Here is a 25323-nt window from a genome sequence, read left to right as displayed (position 1 = left end):
AATAGAAAATAAAAAAGCGGTCAAAATTGACCGCTCTTTTTTTATCTGGATTGAATTAAACTTCTTCGCTCTTTTCAGAGAAACGTTCAATCTTCGCACCTAAGCAACGAAGTTTATCTTCAACGTGCTCATAACCACGATCGATATGATAAATACGATCTACGATAGTTTCACCACTTGCGATACATCCTGCTAACACAAGACTGATTGATGCGCGTAAATCTGTCGCCATCACTTCTGCACCAGAAAGATGCTCAACACCGTGACAAACTGCTGTATTACCTTCAATCTCAGCTTTACCGCCCATACGAATTAATTCTGGAATGTGCATAAAGCGGTTTTCAAAGATGGTTTCAGTAATGATACTGGTGCCTTCTGCCACCATATTTAATAAGGTGAACTGTGCTTGCATATCTGTTGGGAAACCTGGGTGTGGTGCAGTACGAATATTGACAGCTTTCGGACGATTGCCATGCATATCCAATGTAATGCTATCTTCTGTGACTTCAACTTCTGCACCCGCTTCACGAAGTTTATCAATCACCGCATCCATGGTATCCGCTTTAGTATTTTTACATACCACGCGACCACCTGAAATTGCACCTGCGATTAGGAATGTACCAGTTTCAATACGATCTGGCACAATGCTGTGCTCGCAGCCTGTTAAGCACTCAACACCTTCAATCACAACGTGATCAGTACCTGCACCTGTAATTTTCGCGCCCATTTTGTTGAGAAAATCAGCTGTATCGACAATTTCAGGCTCACGTGCGGCATTTTCAATGGTTGTTGTACCTTCCGCAAGTGTTGCCGCCATCATGATAGATAAAGTCGCACCAACGCTCACTTTTTCCATCACAATACGCGTACCTACAAGACGATCAGCAACAACCGCTTTTACGTAACCTTCATCCAGCTCAATCGTTGCACCGAGTTTTTCTAAGCCACTAATGTGAAGATCAACCGGACGTGCACCGATAGAACAACCACCTGGTAAAGAAACTTGGCCTTGATTAAAACGAGCCACCAACGGTGCTAATGCCCAAATAGAAGCACGCATGGTTTTTACTAATTCATATGGCGCAACGAAGTGATCAATTTTAGAACAATCTAATAATACTGCACCTTCAGCATCACGCTCAGCTACAACGCCAAGTTTACGTAAGATTTTTAAGGTTGTATCAATATCTTTTAGTTCTGGTACGTTTGTTAATTTAACCGGCTCAGTTGCCAAAATTGCAGCAAAAAGAATAGGCAGTGCAGCATTTTTTGCACCAGAGATGGTTACAGTACCACTTAAGCGAGATTGCCCGCCATAAACACGAAATTTTTCCATAGAAAATCCTAGCTAGCTTGATGTAATAAACGATCCATTTTCCACTTTGCAGTGGTATAGGTTTTAATAGTTAAAGCGTGAATTTCGCCAGTTTGAAAGTAAGGCATTAATGGCGCGTAAATAGTTTGTTGCTGTTTTAATTTGGGCAGTGCTGAGATTTCATCACTCACTACAATCACACCAAAGTGAGCATTTTCACCTTGAGCATAAACCTCATCTACATTCAGGCTTTCTTTTAAAATACGTTCAATTTCTTGCAGTTCCATTCGGATTTCCGTTTTAATTATGGTCGATAAAAGTGCTAATCCAATGAGATAAATTCACTAAATCAGCAAGGGTTAATAACTGTTCTGGAGGGTTTATCAACCGCACTTTTTTATTTGGTAACTGCTCACAATCGTGTAGAAAATCACACAATAATGCAAAACCAGCAGAATCAATTCGTTTAATATTCGTTAAATCAAATTCAATGATACTTTGATTCGTTAGTTTTTCTGATAAAAAAGAAGCACGTTGCTGCCATAATGGTAACAACGTGTTGCGGGATAGCTCCCCCGATAATTGGAGAGCTATCTTATCATTATTTTGGATTAAATCCCACTTTAACGCAGTCATTCGCTTATTTGCTCAATGTCACGGGTGCTGCGGCAGATTTTTGAATTTGAGCTGTTAAAGCATCAATACCTTGTTGACGTAAAATACCGCTCCATTCGTTTTGTTTGGTGACAACCATGCTCACGCCTTCTGCAACCATGTCATAAGCTTGCCATTCGCCAGTTTTACTGTTTTTACGCCATTTGAAATCTAACTTGATTGGCGCTTGTCCACCATTTTGCACGATGTTTACACGAATGCTTACAAGGTTTTTGTCGCCTACTTCTTTAGCCGGTTCAATTTGAATATTTTGATCGGTGTAAGCGGTTAACACTTGCGCGTAAGCTTGTTCGATAAAATCACTGAATGCTTTAAAGAATTTTTCACGTTGTTCTGGTGTGGTTGATTTAAAGTGTGAACCCAACACCAAAGAACCTGCATAGTTTACTTGCACATAAGGTAATAAATCATTACGCACGATAGTACGTAAATAGTTTGGATCCTTTTTAATTGTTGCCTGATTGTTTTTGATATCGGCAAATAACTTATCTGATGCTTGTTGCATCAACACATAAGGGCTCGTTTCTGCACGTACAGTTTGAGTCACAAAAAGTGCAGTCACTGCAAATGCCATTACGCTAAACCATTTTTTAAACTGAGTAAATTTCATCATAAATCTCCTAAATAAAGATTATTATTTGGCTTCAGGTTCTGCTTTGTCAGCATTACCGTCGGCTTTTTTATCACCGTAAAGGAACTGGCCGATTAAATCTTCCAATACCATTGCGGATTTCGTGTCTTGAATTTGGCTACCGTTTTTTAACATCGCGGTTTCACCATCATCAAAACCCATAGTTAAGGCGATATATTGCTCGCCCAATAATCCCGATGTTTTGATCGATAACGAACTGTTTTCCGGAATTTCTTTATATTCTTCATTAATCGCAATACTGACTTTTGGCAAGTAAGATTTTTCGTCTAATGTAATGTCAGACACACGACCAATCACTACCCCTCCTAGTTTAAGTGGTGCACGGACTTTTAGTCCACCAATATTGTCAAAAGTTGCAGTCACTGTGTAAGATTTTGTTTCACCAAAACCTTGCACATTCGCTACACGTAAGCCTAAAAACACTAACGCGGCGATACCAAGTAGTAAAAATAACCCTACCCAAAATTCATATTTAATTGTTTGTCGCATAAAAATACCCTTTTAGCCTGCCCCAAACATAATGGCAGTTAAGATGAAATCGAGCCCAAGAACCACAAGTGATGCGTGGACAACTGTTCTGGTTGTGGCTTGACTGATACCTTCTGATGTCGGAATACAATCATAACCATTGAATAACGCAATCCACACCACGGCAATGGCGAAAAATACGCTTTTAATAAATCCATTTAGAATGTCATAGCTCCAGCTGACGGCATTTTGCATCACTGACCAGAAGCTACCTGCATCAACACCTTTCCAATCTACGCCGACAAGCGCACCGCCCCAAATACCAATCGCGGTAAAGAGAAGCGCAAGAATTGGCATCGCAATCAACCCAGCCCAAAAGCGTGGTGCAATCACTCGACGTAATGGATCGACCGCCATCATTTCAAGGCTGGAAAGTTGTTCTGTGGCTTTCATTAAGCCAATTTCAGCCGTTAACGCTGAACCTGCACGACCTGCAAATAAAAGTGCGGTCACTACTGGGCCTAATTCACGTAATAAAGACAGCGCTACAAGTTGTCCAAGGCTGGTTTCTGCTGAAAAATCAACTAAGACCACATAACCTTGTAAGCCCAACACCATTCCAATAAATAAACCTGAAAGCAGGATAATTAATAAAGACTGTACACCTAATACGTGTAACTGTTTCACTAATAAAGGAAAATGTTTACGAACTTGCGGTTTACCTACGAGCGCACCGAACAACATAAAGCCTGAGCGGCCTAATGCGCGGAAAAATTTGATTACGCTTCGTCCAAGTGAAGAAATCATATCAACAATCATTTAAATAATTCCTCCACATAATCACCTGCCGGATAATGGAATTTTACCGGACCATCTGCTTCACCTTTCAAGAACTGCACAACTTGAGGATCTTGGCTCGCAAGCAGTTGTTCTGATGTTCCTTCGGCAATCACATGTTTATCCGCAATGATATAGGCATAATCTGCAATGCTTAATATTTCATTCACATCATGGGAAACCACAATAGAGGTTAAATTCAGTGCTTCATTCAAACGTTTAATTAAGCTCACGATCACGCCCATGCTGATTGGATCTTGCCCCGTAAACGGCTCATCAAACATAATTAAATCCGGATCAAGTGCAATCGCTCGCGCCAATGCGGCACGACGCGCCATCCCACCAGAAAGCTCAGAAGGCATTAAATCTGCCGCACCGCGTAAGCCCACCGCTTCTAATTTCATCAACACAATTTGACGAATTAGACTATCCGGCAAGCGCGTATGCTCGCGAATCGGAAATGCCACGTTATCAAACGTGGAAATATCCGTAAATAATGCACCTGATTGGAATAACATTCCCATGCGTTTACGTACTTCGTAAAGCTCGCGATTTGAAAGACGGCAAATATCTTGTCCATCAAACAAAATCTCGCCTTGTTCAGGATATAACTGACCACCGATTAATTTCAGTAGCGTAGTTTTCCCGATCCCTGATGGCCCCATAATGGCCGTAATTTTGCCCTGTTGGACTTTCAAATTCAGGTTATCGTAAATCACACGCTCACCTCGTTTAAAGGTCAGGTTTTTGACTTCGATTAGATTTTTATTCATTAAAATCTCATTGGTTTTACAAGAAGAAATTTATTTTCCTCTCACGTTAAAAAAGTGTGGTCGTTTTGACTGCTATTTTTGTGAAAGGTTCAAGCGACGTTTTAATAGCGTCGTGAAGCCACGTAATAACACAAAAATCAATGACAACACATAAATAGGTAAATTACCCAGTGCAGCATAAGGCGTTTTGCCTTCTGTTGGCACCATTTTATGGGTCAACGTTGTTTCCTCAAATTGAGGCGCTTGCGCTTCAATGTTGCCTTTTGCATCAATAAACACTGAAATACCTGTATTAGTTGCCCGAATTAATGGTTTGCCTAATTCAAGCGCGCGCATTTTAGCCATTTGTAAATGCTGCCAAGGGCCAATGCTATCACCAAACCATGCATCATTAGAAATCGTCAGCAAATAATCTGTTTCTTTTTTCAGATTTTCACGAAGTTGCTCACCAAAAATAATTTCATAACAAATAGCCGGTGCAAAAGCATGTTGTTTTGCCATAAAAGATGGCTGTACCGCATCGCCACTTTGGAACGCAGACATTGGCAAATTAAATACGGAATTAAGTGGACGCAACAAACTTTCTAACGGCACGTACTCACCAAATGGCACGAGATGATGTTTGCTGTAACGATTTTTTGTTGTTAATTCATAAGGGAAATCAGGATTCCCTGCCGTCACAATCGAATTTAATAATTTACCACTTTGCTCATCGCGATATACAGTACCAATCATTACTTCCGTATTTTTCTCTTTCGCGACTTTATCTAAAGCTTCAAAAAATGGCGTGATCGCATTTTCCAAAGTTGGCAATGCCGACTCAGGTAAAATAATCAAATCAGACGTGCCTAAATGCGCCAAAATTTGTTTTTGATAGATGTCTACCGTGGCATAAAGATATTCAGGATCCCATTTTAAATTTTGCTCAATATTACCTTGTGCAAGCGTGACAGTTAGTCCTTTACCTTCTTTGGGTTGAACAAAATTCACCTTACCTGCATAAGCACTTAATCCACCCACAACCAATAATAGCAATGCATTCACGCCGACTAAATTCCATTGTTTTTTCGAGAGTGAAAAAACAAAATTAAAAATGACCGCACTTGCCCAAACGGTAAAGAATGTCATCCCAGTGACACCAAAGATCGGTGCGATCCCGTAGAACGGACTGTCGATTTGGGTATAACCAAATTGTAGCCATGGAAAACCGGTAAACACCCAACCACGCAAGAATTCAGTCAATGTCCAAATCGCGGCAAAAATGACCGCACTTTGCACCTGAAAACGTTGCACTAAATAAGTGAAAAGCATTGGATAAAGTGCAAGGTAAGCCGAAAGTAGGCCGACTAAGAGATAACTCACGCCAAGGGAAGCGCCACCAAATTGATGAATGCTGACATTTAACCAACTTACACCAAAACAGAAAAAGCCCATCGACCACAAAAAAGTAGCAAAAAGTGCGGTTGATTTTTTGGCATTTTTTGCCACAAAAAGCAATCCACCCAACGATACGTAGGCTAATCCCCAATAATCAAACGGCGAAAAGGCAAACACGCCAATTACACCAGAAATCAGAGCAATAAGATAAATCACTAACTTATTCATTTTATCCATACTATAAAAAAATATTCCCCCTCTTTAGCAAAGAGGGGGCTAAGAATATGATTAGACTGAACAACTTATTCAGCTTGTTCTTCCACGCCTTCCATATCCGATAAATGCTCATCCGGAACAGTTACACGCACCTGAATTAAACGGCGGCTATCAGCAGAAGTCACTTTAAATTGAATATTTTCTAAGGTGATTTCTTCACCTCGTTTAGGCAGATAACCAAAGGCTTGCATAATTAAACCACCAATAGTATCCACTTCTTCATCATCGAAATGCGTATTAAATTGCGCATTAAAATCATCAATATCCGTTAGCGCACGCACGGCATAAGCGTGGCGAGAAAGCTGACGAATATCTGCGACATCTTCCTCATCAAATTCGTCTTCAATATCACCAACAATTTGTTCGAGAATATCTTCGATGGTCACCAAACCTGATACCGCACCAAACTCATCCACCACAATCGCCATGTGGAAACGCTCAGAACGAAAATCTTTTAGCATACGATCGACACGTTTACTTTCCGGCACAATCACGACTGGACGTAACAACTTGGAGAGTTCAAACTCTTCCGCATCTTCACGTAAAAACTTAAGCAAATCTTTTGCGTGCAAAATACCTTCAATATTATCACGGTCATCCGTATCTGCAATCACAGGAAAACGAGAGTGGGCGGATTCAATAATGGTATTCAAGCAGGCATCCAGATCTTGATTCGATTCAATAAATACGATTTGAGAGCGTGGAATCATAATATCGCGAACTCGAAGCTCCGCGATTTCCATTACCCCTTCAATCATTTCGCGAGTGTTTTGATCGATTAAATCGTTTTGTTCTGAATCGCGAATGACTTCCACGAGTTCTTCACGATTTTTCAGCTCACCTTGGAAAAAGCGCCCAATAAGTGATTGGAAAAAAGATTTTTTAGTTGTTTCAGTTTGATTACTCGAATGTTCTTCGTTCATAAAATTAAATGTGTTACTGTCGGATTGACTGCGTAAAAAGTAGCATATTTTGACAAAAATCGCAAAAAACTTAAGCTAAATAGCTGAAAATAAAGTGCGGTTAAAAACATAAAAATTTTTAACCGCACTTTCAAGGATTACCTATTTAAACCTAAACTCTGTCCACTGGTAATAGCGTTCACCTGCTTTTTGAATACCGCCATAATTTTGCCACTCGAGATGGTTTGGGGTATCGGGAAGACATTGGGTTTCAAGGGCAATACTGCTGAAATCTTGATAAGTGCCACCTTCACGAGTTGGAGTGCCTGCAAGATAGTTTCCCGTATAAACCTGTAACGCGGCTTGGGATGTGAGCACTTCAAGGCTTAAATCTTCATTAGGAGAAGTCAATAATACGCAAGGTTTTTGCCATGCTTTATTGACGATAAAGGAATGATCGTAACCTTTCGTTACCACTTGATCGCCTTGTTGGAAATCTTGTACGATTGATTTTGCCACACGAAAATCAAAGCTGGTATTCACCACATGTTTAAGTGGTGAATTTGGGATGCCTTCGCCATCAACTGGCAGATAGAAATCCGCATTAAGGCGTAATGTGTGATTCCGCACATCACTGCCCTGCTCCGCATTTTCTAAATTGAAATAAGCGTGGTTTGTTAAATTAAGCGCGGTATCTTTATCACTTTCGGCTTCGTATTCAATTTTTACGCTATTTTCATCGGTCAGTGTGTAAAGCACATTAACTTGTACATTACCTTCAAAACCTTGATCACCATCAGGAGACACAAGGGAAAAACGCACAAAATTCTGACCGCACTCTTCCACTTTCCAACGGCGTTTATCAAAACCTTCTTTACCACCATGTAATTGATGTTTGCCTTGATTCGCAACCAGCTGGATTGTTCGCTCACCTAATTCAAATTGGGCATTAGCAATACGGTTCGCATAGCGTCCTACGCTTGCGCCCAAATAAGCAGTTTGATGAGGATAATCTTCCACTTTGCAGCCGAGTAAAACTTCTCTCAACTCACCATTCACAGGGACTTTACAAGAAAGCCAAGTGGCTCCCCAATCCATAAATTGCACAGTCATGCCATTTGAATTGGTGAGTTGAACAAGTTGATAAGGCTGTCCATCTGGTGCATTGAACGCCGTTTTTTCTAGCATAGACTCACTCCTTGTGAGGCTGTGCAAACGTAGAAATCTTCTTTTAAACCCGTTTGTTTTTCATAATTATCGGCAATGATTTTGCGCACAGCTTCGACTTTATCATGAGGAGCAAGGGCAACAATGCAACCACCGAAACCACCACCAGTCATTCTCGCGCCACCGGTTTTACCAATCACTAATTGAGCAAGTTCAACAAGATAATCGATTTGTGGTACAGTAATCTCGAAATCATCACGCATGGACTCGTGAGATTGCCCCATTAATTCGCCTAATTTTGTTAAATCATTATGTTTTAAGGCTTCAACAGCATCAAGCACACGTTGGTTTTCAGTCACCACATGGCGTGCACGTTTGGCTACTAAAGCATTAAGTGCGGTCAATTCTGCTTCTCTTTTTTGGAATTCTTCTACTGACACATCACGTAACGCTTTTACACCAAAGAATTCTGCGGCTTTCTCACATTGCCAACGGCGTGTGTTGTATTCACCTGTCACCAAATCATGCGGTACATTTGAGTTCACAATAATAACAGCAACATCTTTCGGCACAGGCGTTGGCTGTGTTTCTAAGCTACGGCAATCAATCATTAAGAGATGATCTTTTTGCCCTAAAGCAGAAATCAATTGATCCATATTCCCGCAATTCGCACCTACAAATTTGTTTTCAGCTTTTTGACCAATTAAAGCAATTTCTGTATGTGTTAAAGGTAAATCACTCAATTGTTGGCAAAACTTACCTATCGCCACTTCAAGGGCGGCGGAAGAACTTAAACCAGAAGAATGAGGCACATTTCCTGAAATGACTAAATCAGCACCTTGTTTAAATTGCGGGCAACGTTCTTGAATAAATTTCACGACACCACGCACGTAATTCGCCCATTTTTGCTCACTTTGAGGGAAATCTTCATCAAGAGAAAAGGTATCCTCAAGATCAAGATCTGCGGCATAGACATTCCAAATATGATCAGCACGTTTTGATCCCGCAATGGCTGTACCATAATTGATCGCACAAGGCATCACAAAGCCATCATTGTAGTCGGTATGTTCGCCGATAATGTTCACTCGACCAGGCGCATACACTATCAGTTCAGGTTGCTTGTTATATTTTTGCGTAAAAATGTGTTGGGATTTTTGGACTGGAGTCATATTATTTTCCTTTATCTTTCACACTCCCTCTTAATTCAAGAGGGAAATTATTGCTTAACGTTCTTTATAATGTACTTCGCTTAACGCACGTAATCTTTCTGCGGCTTGTTCTGCGGTGAGGTCACGTTGGCTTTCACCTAGCATCTCATAACCCACCATAAATTTACGTACTGTAGCTGAACGCAATAATGGTGGGTAAAAATGCGCATGAAGCTGCCAATGTTCGTTATCTTCGCCATTAAATGGCGCTGCATGGAAACCCATTGAATACGGGAAAGAGGTTTCAAATAAGTTATCGTATTTCGTTGCCAGTTTTTTCAATATCACGGCAAGATCTTTAGCTTGAGCCTCGGTTAATTCTGTTAAGCGTTTTACATGCACTTTAGGCAACAACAAGGTCTCAAATGGCCACACTGCCCAATAAGGCACCACCGCAACCCAATGCTCGGTTTCCACCACAATACGTTCTTTTTTCTCTAATTCTTTTTGAACGTAGTCTACTAAAAGTACAGAACCGTGCTTTTCATAGTAATTTCGTTGAGCAACATCTTCACGCGAGACTTCATTCGGTAAAAAGCTGTTTGCCCAAATTTGTCCGTGCGGATGTGGATTGGAGCATCCCATTGCTGCACCTTTGTTTTCAAAAATCTGAACCCACTGATATTTTTGGCCCAGTTCACGCAATTGCGCTTGCCACACTTTAATCACTTCTTCAATTTCAAGTGCGGTCAATAATGGCAATGTTTTACTATGATCTGGCGAAAAACAAATAACACGGCTTTCACCACGAGCTTGTCCCATTTGGAAAAGCGGATCGTCTGATTGCTCTGGCGCTGGTGTATTTTCTAATAAAGCCGAGAAATCATTTTTGAATACATAAGGTTTATGGTAATCCGGATTAGGTTCACCGGTAATACGCTTATTACGTGGGCAAAGATAACAGTTTGGATCGTGGCTTGGCTTTTGTTCCTCACTCACTTTTTCTTGCTGCCCCTGCCATGGACGTTTAGCACGATGTGGCGAGACTAAAACCCATTGATCAATTAACGGATTATAACGACGATGCGGATGATCTGTCGGTTCAAATATGGTTTCGCTCATATTTTTGCTCCAAAATGTAAACGATTACAAAATTTTCTTCATAAGATAACAAATTAAAAAAAATAAACCGTGATCATTATCACAAAATCAGGAAATAAGGCGCTAGTCCAATCTCTTTTTTGTGACGAATGTAGCATTTTTGAAAGTAACCGCTTTCAATTTTATTCAAATTTACTATGATAATTGTTATGAAAAAATGAATGAGAGCCCTGTTATGCCTACAATTCGAGATGTTGCTGAATTAGCTTGCGTGTCGGTTGCCACTGTTTCCCGGGTAATTAATCACTCTCCCTCCGTAAGTGAAAAAACCCGTTATTCAGTTCAACGCGCAATGGAGGTTTTAAATTATCAACCCAATGCAAATGCACAAGCTCTGGCGGTACAAAATACTGATACCATTGGCGTGGTGGTTACTGATGTAACGGATCCGTTCTTTGCTATCTTGGTCAAATCAGTCGATAAAGTGGCTGAAGAACATCAAAAAACGATTTTGATCGGTATTGGATACCACCATGCAGAAAAAGAGCGTGAAGCCATTGATACCTTGCTACGTAAGCGTTGTAGTTGCTTGGTTGTTCATTCCAAAGCCCTTTCTGATGAAGAATTACGTCATTATCTTGAAAATGTACCGGGTATGGTTGTGATTAACCGTGTGATTGCGGGCTATGAAAATCGTTGCGTCAGCCTTGATAACCGCCAAGGTACCTATCTTGCCACAGAAATGCTGATTCGTTATGGCCATAAGCACATTGCCTACATTGGATCTAATCACGGTATTTTAGATGAAACCGAACGTAAAGAAGGTTATTTGGCCGCTTTAAGAGATCATCACTTTCCTATTGTCGAACAAGCCATTGTGCATAATTCGCCTGATTTTGAAGGCGGTGAAAAGGCGATGATTGATTTATTGAGCTACAACTCTAACTTAACAGCGGTTGTAGCCTATAATGACACGATGGCTGCGGGAGCAATTTCCGTTTTAAATGAAAACAATATCAAAGTGCCGAAACAGTTTTCCATTGTGGGCTTTGACGATATGCCAATTGCTCGATATTTGATTCCGAAGCTCACCACCATTCGCTATCCAATTGATTTAATGGCAAATTATGCGGCAAAACTGGCTTTGAGCTTAGTTGATTCGTCAATTGTTACACCGACTGTTGTCCAATTTAATCCAACCTTGGTGAGACGTTTTTCTGTAGAAAATGCAATGAAACCGTGATGGAGATCACAAATTTAAACATTGCCATGTAATCGTTTTCATTTATGTGAGTTTGATCACAGATTAACAATTTTGATTTCGTTATGATGGATTCAGTTGCAATAGATGTACGCAACATTCCTCTATTTGGTATATAAAAATCAACAATAAAATCTCTTTCTCTAATAGGAGCGTTTTTATGAAAAAAACAGCAGTATTAAGTGCGGTCGCTTTAGCAATCGGTTTAGGTTCAGCAACTTCAGGTTTCGCAGCCGATAACCGTATTGGTGTTACCATTTATAAATATGATGACAACTTCATGTCATTAATGCGTAAAGAAATCGATAAAGAAGCGAAAGCCCTTGGCGGCATTGAGTTATTGATGAATGACTCTCAAAATGCACAATCTATTCAAAACGACCAAGTAGATGGTTTGCTTTCTAAAGGTGTAAAAGCCTTAGCCATTAACTTAGTGGATCCAGCTGCAGCGTCAACAGTTATCAACAAAGCGAAACAAGATGACATTCCTGTTGTTTTCTTCAATAAAGACCCAGGTGCAAAAGCAATCGGTAGCTATGATCACGCTTACTATGTGGGTACCGATCCGAAAGAATCAGGCTTAATCCAAGGTGATTTAATTGCAAAACAATGGAAAGCAATGCCAGCCTTAGACTTAAATAAAGACGGTAAAATCCAATATGTATTATTAAAAGGTGAACCAGGCCACCCAGATGCTGAAGCGCGTACTAAATATGTGATTGAGCAATTAAATGCTAAAGGTATTCCAACCGAGCAATTATTTATTGATACCGGTATGTGGGATGCAGCAATGGCTAAAGATAAAGTGGATGCATGGTTATCTAGCTCTAAAGCTAACGAAATTGAAATGATCATTTCAAACAATGACGGTATGGCGTTAGGTGCGTTAGAAGCAACCAAAGCACACGGTAAAAAATTACCAATCTTTGGTGTGGATGCATTACCAGAAGTACTTCAATTAATTAAGAAAGGCGAAATTGCTGGTACTGTGTTAAACGATGGTGTTAACCAAGGTAAAGCAGTTGTTCAACTTTCTGCAAACCTTGCTAACGGTAAAGCAGCAACAGAAGGTACAAAATGGAAATTAGAAAACCGTGTTGTACGTATTCCTTATGTTGGTGTAGATAAAGATAACCTAAGTGAATTCTTAAAATAAGAAAATCTATTGCTTTTCTTTAATTTTAGGGGGAAAGGAAACCCAAATTCCCTTTCCCCCTTTTTGATGAGGTTGGATATGACAACTCAAACCCAAGACAGTGATGTACTACTGACGATGACGGATGTCAGTAAGTCTTTCCCCGGTGTAAAAGCCCTTGATCACGCCAATCTAACAGTTCGTTCTCACTCTGTTCATGCCTTAATGGGCGAAAACGGGGCGGGTAAATCGACATTATTAAAATGCCTCTTCGGAATTTATGCCAAAGACGAAGGTGAAATTTTATTCTTAGGCAAACCTGTTGATTTTAAAACATCAAAAGAAGCCCTTGAAAATGGGATTTCAATGGTTCACCAAGAACTTAACTTGGTGCGTCAAACCAGTGTAATGGATAACTTATGGTTGGGTCGCTACCCACTTAAAGGTCCTTTTGTGGATCACGCCAAAATGTATCGTGATACCAAAGCCATTTTTGATGAATTGGACATTGATGTTGATCCAAGAGAAAAAGTGGCCAAACTTTCCGTTTCACAAATGCAGATGATCGAAATTGCGAAAGCGTTCTCTTATAACGCTAAAATCGTCATTATGGATGAGCCTACATCCTCACTTTCAGAAAAAGAAGTGGAACATCTTTTCAAAATTATTCAAAAATTAAAAGATCGCGGCTGTGGCATTATTTATATTTCACACAAAATGGATGAAATCTTCAAAATTTGTGATGAAATCACCATTCTTCGCGATGGTAAATGGATCAATACCGTTCAAGTTAAAGGCACCACCATGGAAGAAATCGTTTCAATGATGGTTGGCCGTGAATTAACACAACGTTTCCCAGAAAAAACAAACGTACCAAAAGAAATCACGCTTGAAGTGGAACATTTAACAGCGGTAAACCAACCGTCTATTCAAGATGTTTCCTTTAATTTACGCAAAGGTGAAATTTTAGGTATTGCGGGTCTTGTTGGTGCAAAACGAACCGATATTGTGGAAGCCATTTTTGGTGTCCGCGAATTAAAAGAAGGGACGATCAAGCTCAACGGAAAAATCGTGAAAAATCATACCGCACTTGAAGCGATTAACCACGGTTTTGCTTTAGTAACTGAAGAGCGTCGTTCAACTGGGATTTATTCAAACCTAAGTATTGAATTTAACTCTTTGATTTCAAATATGAAATCTTACCTCACCCCTTGGAAATTGCTCAGCAATAAAAAAATGGCAAGCGATACACAGTGGGTGATTGATGCGATGAACGTTAAAACCCCTTCTCACAAAACAACGATTGGTTCGCTTTCTGGTGGTAACCAACAAAAAGTGATTATCGGCCGTTGGCTTTTAACCCAACCAGATATCTTAATGCTCGACGAACCAACTCGTGGTATTGATATTGGGGCAAAATTTGAAATTTATCAGCTCATTCAAGAACTCGCTAAAAAAGATAAAGGCATCATCATGATTTCATCAGAAATGCCGGAATTATTAGGCGTAACAGACCGAATTTTGGTCATGAGTAATGGTCGTGTTGCAGGCATCGTTGAAACGGCAAAAACGTCTCAAGAAGAAATTTTGCAACTTGCCGCAAAATATTTATAAATCATAAAGGAACAAATTATGAGTGCCTTACAAAAAAATAAATCATTCGATTTCTTAAAACAAAATGCGATTTATTTTGTGTTGTTGATTTTACTTGGCATCATCATCGCACAAGATCCAACATTCTTGAATGTTCGCAACTTTAGTAACATTTTAACTCAATCATCTGTCCGTCTCATTATCGCTCTAGGTGTTGCAGGCTTGCTTATCACTCAAGGTACCGACTTGTCAGCCGGTCGCCAAGTCGGTTTAGCGGCGGTTATTTCTGCTACCCTCTTACAATCTATGGAAAACATGAACCGCGTGTTCCCAGATTTAGGTGAAATTCCTATTCCAGTAGTTATCCTGACTGTTTGTGCGGTAGGTGCTGTAATCGGCTTAGTGAATGGTTTAGTTATCGCTTATCTCAATGTAACCCCGTTCATTGCAACTATGGGTACCATGATCATCGTTTACGGTTTCAACTCACTTTATTATGATGGCGTAGGTGGTTCACCAATTGCTGGTTTCAGTGAATCTTTCTCTAACTTCGCACAAGGCTTCTTCAGACTTGGTTCGTTCAAATTATCCTACATCACTATTTATGCTGCAATTTGTGCATTCTTAGTTTGGGTAATGTGGAATAAAACACGCTTCGGTAAAAATATCTTTGCTATCGGTGGTAACCCTGAAGCAGCAAAAGTATCTGGCGTAAACGTAGCACGTAACCTTGTTGTGATTTACATGATTGCAGGTATGTTCTATGCATTCGGTGGTATGTTAGAAGCTGGTCGTATCGGTAGTGCTACCAACAACCTCGGTTTCATGTATGAATTAGATGCGATTGCTGCCTGCGTAGTAGGTGGTGTATCTTTTGCTGGTGGTGTGGGTACTGTTATCGGCGTAATCACAGGTGTTATCATCTTCACCGTTATTAACTACGGTTTAACTTACATCGGTGTAAACCCTTACTGGCAATATATCATTAAAGGTAGCATTATCATCCTCGCGGTTGCTATCGACTCCTTAAAATACGCGAAGAAAAAATAATTAAAAACAACAATAAAAATAACCGCACTTTAGCAATAAAGTGCGGTTTTATTTTGAGGTAAATTCTCAAAACAAAAAAGCGAGCCTCTCAGCTCGCTTGATTAATCTCATCAATTACTCGTATTCATCTAACCATTTCAACAAAATCGCTTCCAAAATACTCTCGTTAGATTTCATTGGATCATCATCAAAACCGTCTAGTTCACAAATCCACTTATGCAAATCTGTGAAACGTACCGTTTTAGGATCTAAATCTGGATTACGATCATACAGCTCTTCTGCAATAAGTTGTGCATCAGTCCATTTCATTAGTGAGCTGCCTCATTCGCATGGTTAATATTATATTTAGGGATCTCCACCACTAAATCTTCATCACCTACGACACATTGGCAAGAAAGGCGGCTATCCATTTCTAAGCCCCATGCTTTATCCAACATATCTTCTTCTTGATCGCTAGCTTCATTTAATGAATCAAACCCTTCACGAATCACAACATGGCATGTTGTACAAGCACAAGAACCATCGCAAGCGTGGTGAATTTCCACACCCGCATTATGTGCCACTTCTAATAAGTTATCGCCTGCTGCAGCATCAACCACCATACCCTCTGGGCAAAATTCTTCATTCGGTAAAAAAATCACTTTTGGCATATTACTTTCCTCAATATAAAAAACTCGTTAATTTATAACCGCACTTTATTGCTCAATATCTGACACCAATTTACCTGTTAGCGCTTGGTTAATGGATTTATTCATTCGTCTTGCCGCAAATTCTTGAGTTGCCACATCAAGAGCTTTAATGCCCTGTGCAATAGCATGACGATCTGTACCTTCTTTTACATCCATTAATTGTTTCAATGCATTTTCAATTTGACGGAATTCAGTTTCGGTTAATAAGTCTGCCCCATCTTGCTGTAATGCCACAATCACGCTTTCAATCACACGATCAGCCTCAACACGTTGCTCGGCTAATTCACGGGCTTGCATATCATCTTGTGCATTATCAAAAGAAGCTTTAATCATTGCCGTTACTTCTTCATCCGTTAAACCATAAGAAGGCTTAATTTGAATCGATGCTTGGACTTTTGTGGATTTTTCCATGGCGGTTACACTTAATAAGCCATCTGCATCTACTTGATAAGTCACTCGAATATGAGCCGCGCCTGCCACCATTGGCGGAATACCACGCAACGTAAAACGACCTAAAGAACGGCAATCATCCACCAACTCACGCTCTCCTTGTACCACATGTACCGTCATCGCAGTTTGACCATCTTTAAAGGTGGTAAATTCTTGCGCGCGAGCCACTGGAATCGTGGTGTTACGTGGAATGATTTTCTCAACTAAACCGCCCATGGTTTCAATACCTAAAGAAAGCGGCACCACATCGAGTAACAACATATCGCTGTCATTCTTGTTGCCCACTAAAATATCTGCTTGAATTGCCGCACCTAAGGCTACTACTTTATCTGGGTCAATCGAGGTTAATGGTGTTCTACCAAAAAATTCGCCCACTTGTTCACGTACGTAAGGCACACGAGTTGAGCCTCCAACCATAACCACTTCTTGCACGTCTTCAGCTTCAACATGCGCATCTTTCAATGCTCGACGGCAGGTTAATAAAGAACGTTTTACCAATGAGTGGATTAATTCATTGAATTGGTCACGACTTAACTCACCTTCAAATCCGCGCCAAGAAATGACCGCACTTTGCTCACTTGTTAAAGCAATTTTAGTTTGTGTGGCTAAACTTAAAAGTTCACGTTGTTCATTCACATTTTGTGGTTGAATACCCGCTTGTTCAACAATCCAATCTGCAATTAAATGGTCAAAATCATCACCACCTAAAGCGGTATCTCCACCTGTTGCTAACACTTCAAATACGCCTTTAGATAAGCGTAAAATTGAGATATCAAAGGTACCGCCACCTAAGTCATAAACAGCGATGACGCCCTCTTTTCCGCTATCTAAGCCATACGCCACTGCTGCAGCAGTAGGTTCATTTAATAAACGTAATACATTTAACCCTGCAAGGCGTGCTGCATCTTTTGTACTTTGGCGTTGAGCATCATCAAAATAAGCGGGTACGGTAATCACCACACCAGAAAGCTCACCTGCAAGGCGTTGTTCTGCAATATGATTTAAACGAGATAAAATATCCGCAGAGACTTCAATTGGGCTTTTTTTGCCTTGATGCGTGACCAATAATGGTAACCCATTTTCACTTGCCACAAACTCATAGGGCAAGTTTGTATAACGAGCTTGCACATCGGCAAGACTACGTCCAATCAAACGTTTTACGGAAATAATCGTATTTTTAGGATCAATTGCAGCTTTTGCAAATGCTTCAGTACCCACAAGTTTTTCATTTTCACCATAATAAACGACTGAAGGGACAAGGCTTCTGTCTTGTTCATCATTTAAAATGGTGGCTTGACCGCTACGTACAGCCGCAACTAAAGAGTTTGTTGTACCTAAATCAATCCCTACCGCAAGACGATGTTGATGGGGTGCTGCCGTTTGTCCTGGCTCTGCAATTTGGAGTAATGCCATATCTCTTTTTATCTCTAATAATTAATTCGTTAAGGGCTCGCTATGCCACTGAATAAGCTTGTGCAAATTTATCTTGTTCGGTGAAACTTGCATTGTAATGCGTTTCAATGTTGACTTCGCGTCGTTCACGCTGATTAATATCAGTCGTCTTATCTTCTGAAAGCTCTGGTGTAAAAACAATCATGTGGTTACCATCGAGTTGTTTTACATCTTCTTGCCAATTTTGCCAAAACAGATTTTGGTAAAATGCTTCAATGTCACCATTTAATGCCCAAGCCAAGAAATCCGTATAGGTAAAATTTAAATCATGCCAAGTTAAATCTTTTGGCGAAAAATAATAAATCTTACCGAGATTAGAACCTAAAGAACCACCATTTAAGGCAAAATAACCACCAATGACATCATCTGCAACGAGCAAATATTTTGGTTTATCACCTGATTGATTAAAGGATTTGCTGAAATTCCAGTCCATTAATCCACGTGGTAATTTAAAACTACCTGACCCCAATATACGTAACCAACCATGATGGATTAAAATGCCGCCAGTTTCATAAATGACCGAGCCCATTGGAGAAGAAGTGGGCATTTGCATGGTGAAAAGTTCACGTTCTGCACTGGATTGATCTTTTTTAATCACTTCACAATGATTACGAGCACGCTCAATCCATTGAGAAATGGTTCCCCACGCAGATTTTGAGGCATCAGTCAGTTGTTCTAAAGTTTGCATAATCGGATTTCATTAGTATGAGGGCTGCTACCCATTTATCAATAGCGAAAAGGGCGTATTAAACGCCCTCAAGATTATAATTCAAATAGACGTTCTTCTACTTGGCTAATTTCATCTGCCAATTTTTTTAGAAAACGTAATTTATCGCAGAACTGTGCAGCAGGTGACCATTGTTGCTCATTAAGCTGTGCTTCAAGTGCGGTCAACATTTCTTTTGTTTCTTTTTTGACACGTTTTGCAAAGGATTCTAGCGCATTTTCATCCTGGCTTTGCTCAATATTTTCGAGCTCTTCTCGCCATTCTAATTGCTGCATTAAAAATGTGACATCTTGCGTACTTTTTTGCTCTAAATCCTGTGTTTTCCCTGTATTTAACGCAATAATCGCTTCCGCGCGTAAAATCGGGTCTTTCAAGGTTTTTAATGCATCATTAACTTCTGTGGATTTTTGCATTGCAATGCGTTGTTCTTGCGTATCTGCCGTAACAAAATTATCCGGATGCAAACTCTTTTGAAGCACTAAATAGCGTTCAGATAAAAGTGTTTGATCAACATTGAAAGCAACGGGCAAATCAAAAATAGCAAAAGGATTTGTCATCTTTATTCCTTAAACATGGAAACTTTCACCACATCCACATGATTCTTTCACATTTGGATTGTTATATTTAAAGCCTTCGTTCAATCCTTCTTTGACATAATCTAGCTCAATGCCATCTAAATAAACCAAGCTTTTTGGATCGACTACCACTTTCACGCCATGCTGCTCAAAAACAAGATCGTCATCATTGAGCACATCAACGAATTCAAGCACATAGCCTAAACCCGAACAACCTGATGTTTTCACACCTAAGCGTAAACCGATGCCTTTTCCACGATTTTCAAGAAAAGTACGAACTCGTTGTGCCGCTTTTTCAGTGAGTGTTATAGACATATTCTGATCCTTAAATTGATAAAGTGCGGTCATTTTCACCCGCACTTTGATTACTTACCTTGTTTATTTTTATAGTCAGCGATAGCGGCTTTAATTGCGTCCTCTGCTAAAATTGAGCAGTGAACTTTTACTGGTGGTAATTCAAGTTCTTCCGCAATTTGACTGTTTTTGATTGCACCTGCTTCATCTAAAGATTTGCCTTTTACCCATTCGGTGATTAAAGAACTTGATGCAATCGCAGAGCCACAACCATAAGTTTTAAATTTCGCATCTTCAATAATGCCGCTGTCATTTACTTTGATTTGTAACTGCATAACGTCACCACAAGCCGGTGCGCCAACCATACCCGTTCCTACTGAATTATCTTTTTTATCCATCGAACCTACATTTCGTGGATTTTCATAATGATCGATAACTTTTTCGCTGTACGCCATATTATGTTCCTTTCCTAAATAAGTTGCTATCAGACGGTCTAGCCGCCTTGAAAATTAGTGGGCCGACCACTCAATTGTATTTAAATCAATGCCTTCTTTGAACATATCCCAAAGTGGCGATAATTCACGAAGTTTTGCGACTGCATTACGTGTTAAATTAATGGTGTAATCAATTTCTTCTTCCGTTGTCCAACGACCGAGCGTGAAACGAATTGAGCTATGTGCTAACTCATCATTACGACCTAATGCACGTAGTACATAAGATGGCTCTAAACTCGCGGAAGTACAAGCTGAACCAGAAGAAACTGCCACATCACGCAATGCCATCATTAAGGATTCACCTTCAACATAGTTAAAGCTGATATTTAAATTATTTGCTACGCGGTGTTCCATTGATCCATTTACATAGGTTTCTTCAATTTCTTTTAAACCATTATATAAACGATCGCGTAAAGCTCTGATACGCGGAATCTCTGTCGCCATTTCTTCTTTTGCAATACGATAAGCTTCGCCCATACCCACAATTTGGTGTACAGGTAATGTACCTGAACGCATACCACGCTCATGACCACCACCATGGATAATTGCTTCTAAACGAACACGCGGTTTACGACAAACATATAATGCACCGATACCTTTTGGTCCGTACAATTTGTGGCTAGACATTGACATCAAATCAACCGGTAATTCAGCAAGATTAATTTCGACTTTACCGACACTTTGGGTCGCATCTACGTGGAAAATCGTTTTATTTGCACGGCAAAGCTCACCAATTGCTTTAATATCCTGAATCACACCAATCTCATTATTCACGTGCATAATTGACACAAGAATCGTATCTGGACGCAATGCAGCTTTGAATTTCTCAAGATCGATTAAACCATCTTCTTCTGGATCTAAATAAGTGACTTCAAAGCCTTCACGCTCTAACTGACGACAAGTATCCAATACGGCTTTGTGCTCAGTTTTACAAGTAATAATGTGTTTACCTTTTGTTTGATAAAAGTGCGCCGCACCTTTAATTGCAAGGTTATCTGCTTCTGTTGCACCTGAAGTAAACACAATTTCACGTGAATCTGCACCAATCAAATCCGCAATTTGATTACGTGCAATATCAACCGCTTCTTCAGCTTGCCAGCCAAATTTATGTGAACGAGATGCAGGATTACCGAATACACCATCAATGGTTAAATATTCCATCATTTTTTTAGCCACACGTTCATCAACTGGACATGTTGCAGCATAATCTAAATAAATTGGTAATTTCATTTTCACTCCTAAATAACCACTAAAAATGCTATCAATTTGACCGCACTTTAATCTACTTTCCCATTATTGGTTGACTACAATTAAGTCATCAAAATCTTTGTGAGCTTTATGCTTCCCAGCTTTTTTCTCTACAAGCTCAGCTAATGTAATCTCATCTAAAAAATCAGAAATACGATCACTTAAATCTTGCCATAATGTATGAGTTAAACACTCAACTCCACCTTTGCAATTTCCTTTACCAAGACATCTTGTGACATTAATATTCTCATTTACGGCTGAAATCACCATGCCAATAGAAATTTGATCAGTTGGTAACGCTAAACGATAGCCACCACCTGGGCCACGAACACTTTTTACTAATCCACCACGACGCAATTTTGCAAATAATTGCTCAAGATAAGAAAGTGAAATATTTTGACGTTCTGAGATATCCGCTAAACAAACTGGATTTGTTCCTGCGTGTAGTGCGATATCTAAAATTGCGGTAACCGCATATCGTCCTTTAGATGTTAGTTTCATAAAGCATCCCTATAAATCGCCATCTGGGTAGTTTACCTATCTGACTATGATAGTCAATTTTACTCTTTTTGCAGATTAAGGCGTTTTTCAACCGCACTTAACATTCCTCGCAAAATATTTAGTTCATTTTTTTCTAGAGAAGAACGGTTATAAAGTCGTCTTAACTTTTGTATAACCCCTTGATTTTGAATAAAACCAAGAGACTGATACACCTGTTCCGTATGAGCAAAAAAATACTCCATTTCTTGTGCTGTTGGATAGATATCTTCTATCGTTGAAAGTGCATTTTCCGTTTTATCTTTCGCTAAAAATGCCATTCGCATTTCATAACTTACCAACTGTACTGCCATCGCTAAATTGAGCGAAGAATATTCGGGGTTAGCAGGGATATTTAAATGATAATGACATTTAAGTAATTCTTCATTTGTGAGCCCAACACGCTCACGACCGAACACGATCGCTACTTGACCTTGATGTGCACTGGCTTTCTCTGCACACTCTCTTGGCTCAATCAGCGTACTCTGTAAATGACGTAATCTCGCACTCGTACCAATCACTAATGAGCAATCTTCTATTGCTTGTTCAAAAGTATCAACAATGTGGGCATTACGCACGACATCATCAGCACCTGCTGCTAATGCAATAGATTGCTCATCCACTGATTTTGGTGAGACCAAATAAAGATTGGATAATCCCATTGTTTTCATCGCACGCGCCGCAGAACCGATGTTCCCGCTATGTGATGTTTCAACCAAAACAATTCGAATATTTTGTAACATTTTATGCCCGACTTAAATTTGTGGATATTCTACCATAATAACCGCTAAATATAGTCAAGAATTTTGAAAATATTTTAATTTTTTGTAAATTTTTTAACAAATAGGAGGAATAAGATGTTGACTGGTGGGCTGTGAGAGGCTCGAACTCTCGACCGACGGATTAAGAGTCCGCTGCTCTACCAACTGAGCTAACAACCCAACCGGTTAAATAATGATCTTTAAATAGATGGTGGGTCGTGAAGGATTCGAACCTTCGACCAACGGATTAAAAGTCCGCTGCTCTACCGACTGAGCTAACGACCCATTTGGGAATTCTTCGAAATAAAAGTGGTGGGTCGTGAAGGATTCGAACCTTCGACCAACGGATTAAAAGTCCGCTGCTCTACCGACTGAGCTAACGACCCACATCATTTCGTAACAGGTGCGTATATTACCGATTTTATTTTCTGACGCAAGAAAAATCTGAAGAAATTGTGTTAATTGCGTGAATACTCGTCAATTTCTGACAATATCTTAGAATAAATAAAAAAGGAGAGTATTTCTACTCTCCCTTTTTCTAAGAATCAAAATTCTCTAAAAATTAGTATGCTAACACTGCACGACGGTTTTTAGAGTATGCTGCTTCATCGTGACCTAACACCGCAGGTTTTTCTTCACCGTAAGAAACAGTTGATACTTTACCAGCGTCAACACCTTTACCAGCTAAGAAACCTTTAACTGCATCAGCACGACGTTGACCTAAAGCGATGTTGTACTCTGGAGTACCACGTTCGTCAGTGTTACCTTCAACAACAACTTTAGAAGCTGGAGTTGCATTTAAGTATGCAGCGTGAGCATCTAAGATTTGAACGTATTCACCTTCGATGTTGAATTTGTCGAAACCGAAGTAAACGGTGTTGTAACGTTGTTGAAGATCTTCAACAGAGTAACCACCGAAAGTTTGACCGTTGTTAGCACCGTTGCCTGCTGCATCGTTGTTTGATGAGCTACATGCTGCTAATGCAGCTACTGAACCAGCAACTAATAATGATTTAACAAATTTGTTCATTAGATTTCTCCTCAATGAGTTTTTTTATTTAGTCAAGTATGGAGACCAAGCTGGAAATTTCACTTGGCCATTACTTCCTGGAAGACTCGCTTTAAAGCGACCATCTGCAGAAACTAATTGTAACACCTTTCCTAGCCCTTGTGTAGAGCTGTAAATAATCATGATACCATTAGGAGAAATACTTGGGCTTTCACCTAAGAAAGATGTACTTAATACTTCAGAACTACCGCTAGTGAGATCTTGTTTCACCACGTTGTTATTACCGTTGATCATCACGAGTGTTTTACCATCACTACTGATTTGTGCACTACCGCGACCACCAACTGGTGATGCACCACCACCACTTGCGCTCATGCGATAAACTTGTGGCGAACCGCCTCTATCTGAAGTAAAGAGAATTGAGCTACCATCTGGAGACCATGATGGTTCTGTATTATTACCCGCACCTCGAGTTAATTGAGTCGGTGTACCACCATTTGAGCCCATTACATAGATGTTTAACAAACCATCTTGTGAAGAAGCAAAGGCAAGTTTAGAACCGTCTGGAGAGAATGCTGGCGCACCGTTATGTCCTGGGAAAGAGGCGACCACTTTACGAGAACCTGAACCTAAGTCTTGTACAACAAGTTGGGATTTTTTGTTCTCAAAAGATACGTATGCTAAACGTTTACCATCTGGAGACCAAGCTGGAGACATAATTGGTTGTGAGCTACGATTTACGATAAATTGGTTATAACCATCATAATCTGCTACACGAACTTCATAAGGTTGTGAGCCACCATTTTTTTGTACCACATAAGCGATACGAGTTCTGAAAGCACCACGAATACCGGTTAATTTTTCAAATACTTCATCACTCACAGTATGTGCACCATAACGTAACCATTTATTTGTCACTGTATAGCTATTTTGTGCAAGCACCGCACCAGGTGTACCTGATGCACCTACCGTATCAACCAATTGGTAAGAAATGTTATAACCGCTACCAGTTGATGTCACTTGACCTACCACAACAGCATCAATACCTAAAGCAGTCCAAGCTTCTGGCTTCACTTCAGCTGCAGTCGTTGGTTGTTGTGGCATTTGGCTTACTGGAATTGGGTTAAATTTACCACTATTACGTAAGTCATCTGCAACAATTTGACCAATATTTTCAGGTGCAGAACCTGCGAAAGGAACAACTGCGATAGGACGAGCGCCATCAACACCTTCATCAATCACAATTCGAACTTCATCTTCTGCCATTGCTGTGCTTGCAAATGCAAACATCACCACAAATAGCCCCATAACACGTTTGATCAATTTCATTTAATCACCTTATTTTAACGTTGTTACT

At 39.9% G+C, this 25323-nt stretch carries 28 protein-coding genes and 3 tRNA genes; 4 read left to right on the top strand and 27 right to left on the bottom strand.

The features are described 5' to 3' along the window. Positions 1–55: 55 nt before the first annotated feature. From murA to galT, 12 genes are all read right to left on the bottom strand, one after another. The gene (gene murA, locus HMPREF3279_RS07705; RefSeq protein ID WP_070868788.1) at positions 56–1336 is read right to left on the bottom strand and encodes a UDP-N-acetylglucosamine 1-carboxyvinyltransferase; all 1281 of its coding nucleotides are present in this window, start codon (positions 1334–1336) and stop codon (positions 56–58) included. Positions 1337–1344: 8 nt separating this feature from the next. Further along, entirely contained in the window at positions 1345–1602 is a 258-nt protein-coding gene (locus HMPREF3279_RS07700) for a BolA family protein (protein WP_070868787.1), read from the bottom strand. 13 nt (positions 1603–1615) lie between these two features. Then, positions 1616–1951, bottom strand: a complete 336-nt coding sequence (locus tag HMPREF3279_RS07695; protein WP_070868786.1) for an STAS domain-containing protein — start codon at positions 1949–1951, stop codon at positions 1616–1618. A 4-nt stretch (positions 1952–1955) separates the two neighbouring features. Then, a complete protein-coding gene (gene mlaC / locus HMPREF3279_RS07690) occupies positions 1956–2603 on the bottom strand; it encodes a phospholipid-binding protein MlaC (RefSeq protein WP_070868785.1) in 648 nt (215 codons plus the stop codon). Positions 2604–2624: 21 nt separating this feature from the next. Further along, positions 2625–3131, bottom strand: a complete 507-nt coding sequence (gene mlaD / locus HMPREF3279_RS07685; protein WP_049364516.1) for an outer membrane lipid asymmetry maintenance protein MlaD — start codon at positions 3129–3131, stop codon at positions 2625–2627. A gap of 12 nt (positions 3132–3143) precedes the next feature. Beyond that, positions 3144–3929, bottom strand: coding sequence for a lipid asymmetry maintenance ABC transporter permease subunit MlaE (gene mlaE / locus HMPREF3279_RS07680; protein WP_005696644.1), 786 nt, complete (start codon positions 3927–3929; stop codon positions 3144–3146). Next, positions 3926–4720, bottom strand: a complete 795-nt coding sequence (mlaF, locus tag HMPREF3279_RS07675) for a phospholipid ABC transporter ATP-binding protein MlaF (protein WP_070868784.1) — start codon at positions 4718–4720, stop codon at positions 3926–3928. Before mlaF ends, mlaE begins: the two co-directional genes overlap by 4 nt. 72 nt (positions 4721–4792) lie before the next feature. Further along, the gene (gene lnt / locus HMPREF3279_RS07670; RefSeq protein ID WP_070868919.1) at positions 4793–6325 is read right to left on the bottom strand and encodes an apolipoprotein N-acyltransferase; all 1533 of its coding nucleotides are present in this window, start codon (positions 6323–6325) and stop codon (positions 4793–4795) included. A 74-nt stretch (positions 6326–6399) separates the two neighbouring features. Continuing rightward, positions 6400–7296, bottom strand: coding sequence for a CNNM family magnesium/cobalt transport protein CorC (corC, locus tag HMPREF3279_RS07665; protein WP_070868783.1), 897 nt, complete (start codon positions 7294–7296; stop codon positions 6400–6402). A 141-nt stretch (positions 7297–7437) separates the two neighbouring features. Next, positions 7438–8463: a galactose-1-epimerase gene (gene galM / locus HMPREF3279_RS07660; RefSeq protein ID WP_070868782.1), complete on the bottom strand. Its 1026-nt coding sequence runs from the start codon at positions 8461–8463 to the stop codon at positions 7438–7440. Continuing rightward, positions 8457–9611, bottom strand: coding sequence for a galactokinase (gene galK, locus HMPREF3279_RS07655; RefSeq protein ID WP_070868781.1), 1155 nt, complete (start codon positions 9609–9611; stop codon positions 8457–8459). The genes galM and galK overlap by 7 nt, the downstream gene beginning before the upstream one ends. 54 nt (positions 9612–9665) lie before the next feature. Further along, a complete protein-coding gene (galT, locus tag HMPREF3279_RS07650) occupies positions 9666–10712 on the bottom strand; it encodes a galactose-1-phosphate uridylyltransferase (protein ID WP_070868780.1) in 1047 nt (348 codons plus the stop codon). Between the two features lie 214 nt (positions 10713–10926). On the opposite strand from galT, the gene HMPREF3279_RS07645 reads away from it, so the two are divergent. The 4 genes from HMPREF3279_RS07645 (at position 10927) to mglC (ending at position 15730) form a co-directional block, all read left to right on the top strand. Beyond that, a complete protein-coding gene (locus tag HMPREF3279_RS07645; protein WP_070868918.1) occupies positions 10927–11934 on the top strand; it encodes a substrate-binding domain-containing protein in 1008 nt (335 codons plus the stop codon). A gap of 178 nt (positions 11935–12112) precedes the next feature. Beyond that, positions 12113–13108, top strand: a complete 996-nt coding sequence (gene mglB / locus HMPREF3279_RS07640) for a galactose/glucose ABC transporter substrate-binding protein MglB (RefSeq protein WP_049364509.1) — start codon at positions 12113–12115, stop codon at positions 13106–13108. A 78-nt stretch (positions 13109–13186) separates the two neighbouring features. Beyond that, positions 13187–14701 (top strand): galactose/methyl galactoside ABC transporter ATP-binding protein MglA, encoded by a 1515-nt coding sequence (mglA, locus tag HMPREF3279_RS07635; protein ID WP_049364508.1) that lies wholly within the window; start codon positions 13187–13189, stop codon positions 14699–14701. Between the two features lie 18 nt (positions 14702–14719). Beyond that, entirely contained in the window at positions 14720–15730 is a 1011-nt protein-coding gene (gene mglC / locus HMPREF3279_RS07630) for a galactose/methyl galactoside ABC transporter permease MglC (RefSeq protein WP_005696656.1), read from the top strand. Positions 15731–15844: 114 nt separating this feature from the next. Here the strand turns inward: mglC and iscX are convergent, their stop codons facing one another. From iscX to tolB, 15 genes are all read right to left on the bottom strand, one after another. Then, complete coding sequence (gene iscX / locus HMPREF3279_RS07625) at positions 15845–16039, bottom strand: Fe-S cluster assembly protein IscX (RefSeq protein ID WP_049366368.1); 195 nt, start codon at positions 16037–16039, stop codon at positions 15845–15847. After that, a complete protein-coding gene (gene fdx, locus HMPREF3279_RS07620; RefSeq protein WP_005696659.1) occupies positions 16039–16380 on the bottom strand; it encodes an ISC system 2Fe-2S type ferredoxin in 342 nt (113 codons plus the stop codon). The genes iscX and fdx overlap by 1 nt, the downstream gene beginning before the upstream one ends. A 45-nt stretch (positions 16381–16425) precedes the next feature. Then, positions 16426–18282, bottom strand: coding sequence for a Fe-S protein assembly chaperone HscA (hscA, locus tag HMPREF3279_RS07615; RefSeq protein WP_070868779.1), 1857 nt, complete (start codon positions 18280–18282; stop codon positions 16426–16428). A 40-nt stretch (positions 18283–18322) separates the two neighbouring features. Next, positions 18323–19009 (bottom strand): DUF2625 domain-containing protein, encoded by a 687-nt coding sequence (locus HMPREF3279_RS07610; RefSeq protein ID WP_070868778.1) that lies wholly within the window; start codon positions 19007–19009, stop codon positions 18323–18325. A 74-nt stretch (positions 19010–19083) separates the two neighbouring features. After that, positions 19084–19605: a Fe-S protein assembly co-chaperone HscB gene (gene hscB / locus HMPREF3279_RS07605; protein ID WP_070868777.1), complete on the bottom strand. Its 522-nt coding sequence runs from the start codon at positions 19603–19605 to the stop codon at positions 19084–19086. Between the two features lie 9 nt (positions 19606–19614). Further along, positions 19615–19938, bottom strand: a complete 324-nt coding sequence (gene iscA, locus HMPREF3279_RS07600; RefSeq protein ID WP_032822628.1) for an iron-sulfur cluster assembly protein IscA — start codon at positions 19936–19938, stop codon at positions 19615–19617. A gap of 50 nt (positions 19939–19988) precedes the next feature. After that, a complete protein-coding gene (iscU, locus tag HMPREF3279_RS07595) occupies positions 19989–20372 on the bottom strand; it encodes a Fe-S cluster assembly scaffold IscU (RefSeq protein WP_005696665.1) in 384 nt (127 codons plus the stop codon). 54 nt (positions 20373–20426) lie between these two features. Continuing rightward, positions 20427–21641, bottom strand: a complete 1215-nt coding sequence (locus tag HMPREF3279_RS07590) for an IscS subfamily cysteine desulfurase (protein ID WP_049369200.1) — start codon at positions 21639–21641, stop codon at positions 20427–20429. Positions 21642–21704: 63 nt separating this feature from the next. Continuing rightward, the gene (gene iscR / locus HMPREF3279_RS07585) at positions 21705–22160 is read right to left on the bottom strand and encodes a Fe-S cluster assembly transcriptional regulator IscR (RefSeq protein ID WP_049366379.1); all 456 of its coding nucleotides are present in this window, start codon (positions 22158–22160) and stop codon (positions 21705–21707) included. Positions 22161–22219: 59 nt separating this feature from the next. Beyond that, positions 22220–22939 carry a tRNA (cytosine(32)/uridine(32)-2'-O)-methyltransferase TrmJ gene (gene trmJ, locus HMPREF3279_RS07580; RefSeq protein WP_083327181.1) on the bottom strand — a complete coding sequence of 240 codons (720 nt, stop codon included), beginning with the start codon at positions 22937–22939 and terminating at the stop codon, positions 22220–22222. A gap of 122 nt (positions 22940–23061) precedes the next feature. Beyond that, positions 23062–23137, bottom strand: a tRNA-Lys gene (locus tag HMPREF3279_RS07575). A gap of 29 nt (positions 23138–23166) precedes the next feature. Then, positions 23167–23242, bottom strand: a tRNA-Lys gene (locus HMPREF3279_RS07570). Positions 23243–23267: 25 nt separating this feature from the next. Next, positions 23268–23343 (bottom strand) — tRNA-Lys (locus tag HMPREF3279_RS07565). A 176-nt stretch (positions 23344–23519) separates the two neighbouring features. Further along, positions 23520–23987: a peptidoglycan-associated lipoprotein Pal gene (pal, locus tag HMPREF3279_RS07560; RefSeq protein WP_005696669.1), complete on the bottom strand. Its 468-nt coding sequence runs from the start codon at positions 23985–23987 to the stop codon at positions 23520–23522. A 24-nt stretch (positions 23988–24011) separates the two neighbouring features. Further along, positions 24012–25295, bottom strand: a complete 1284-nt coding sequence (gene tolB, locus HMPREF3279_RS07555; RefSeq protein ID WP_049364498.1) for a Tol-Pal system beta propeller repeat protein TolB — start codon at positions 25293–25295, stop codon at positions 24012–24014. Positions 25296–25323 lie beyond the last annotated feature (28 nt).

The sequence above is a fragment of the Haemophilus sp. HMSC71H05 genome, assembly GCF_001838635.1.
In the GTDB taxonomy this organism is placed as follows: Bacteria; Pseudomonadota; Gammaproteobacteria; order Enterobacterales; family Pasteurellaceae; genus Haemophilus_D; species Haemophilus_D parainfluenzae_R.
This window is presented reverse-complemented; position numbering and strand designations above follow the sequence as displayed.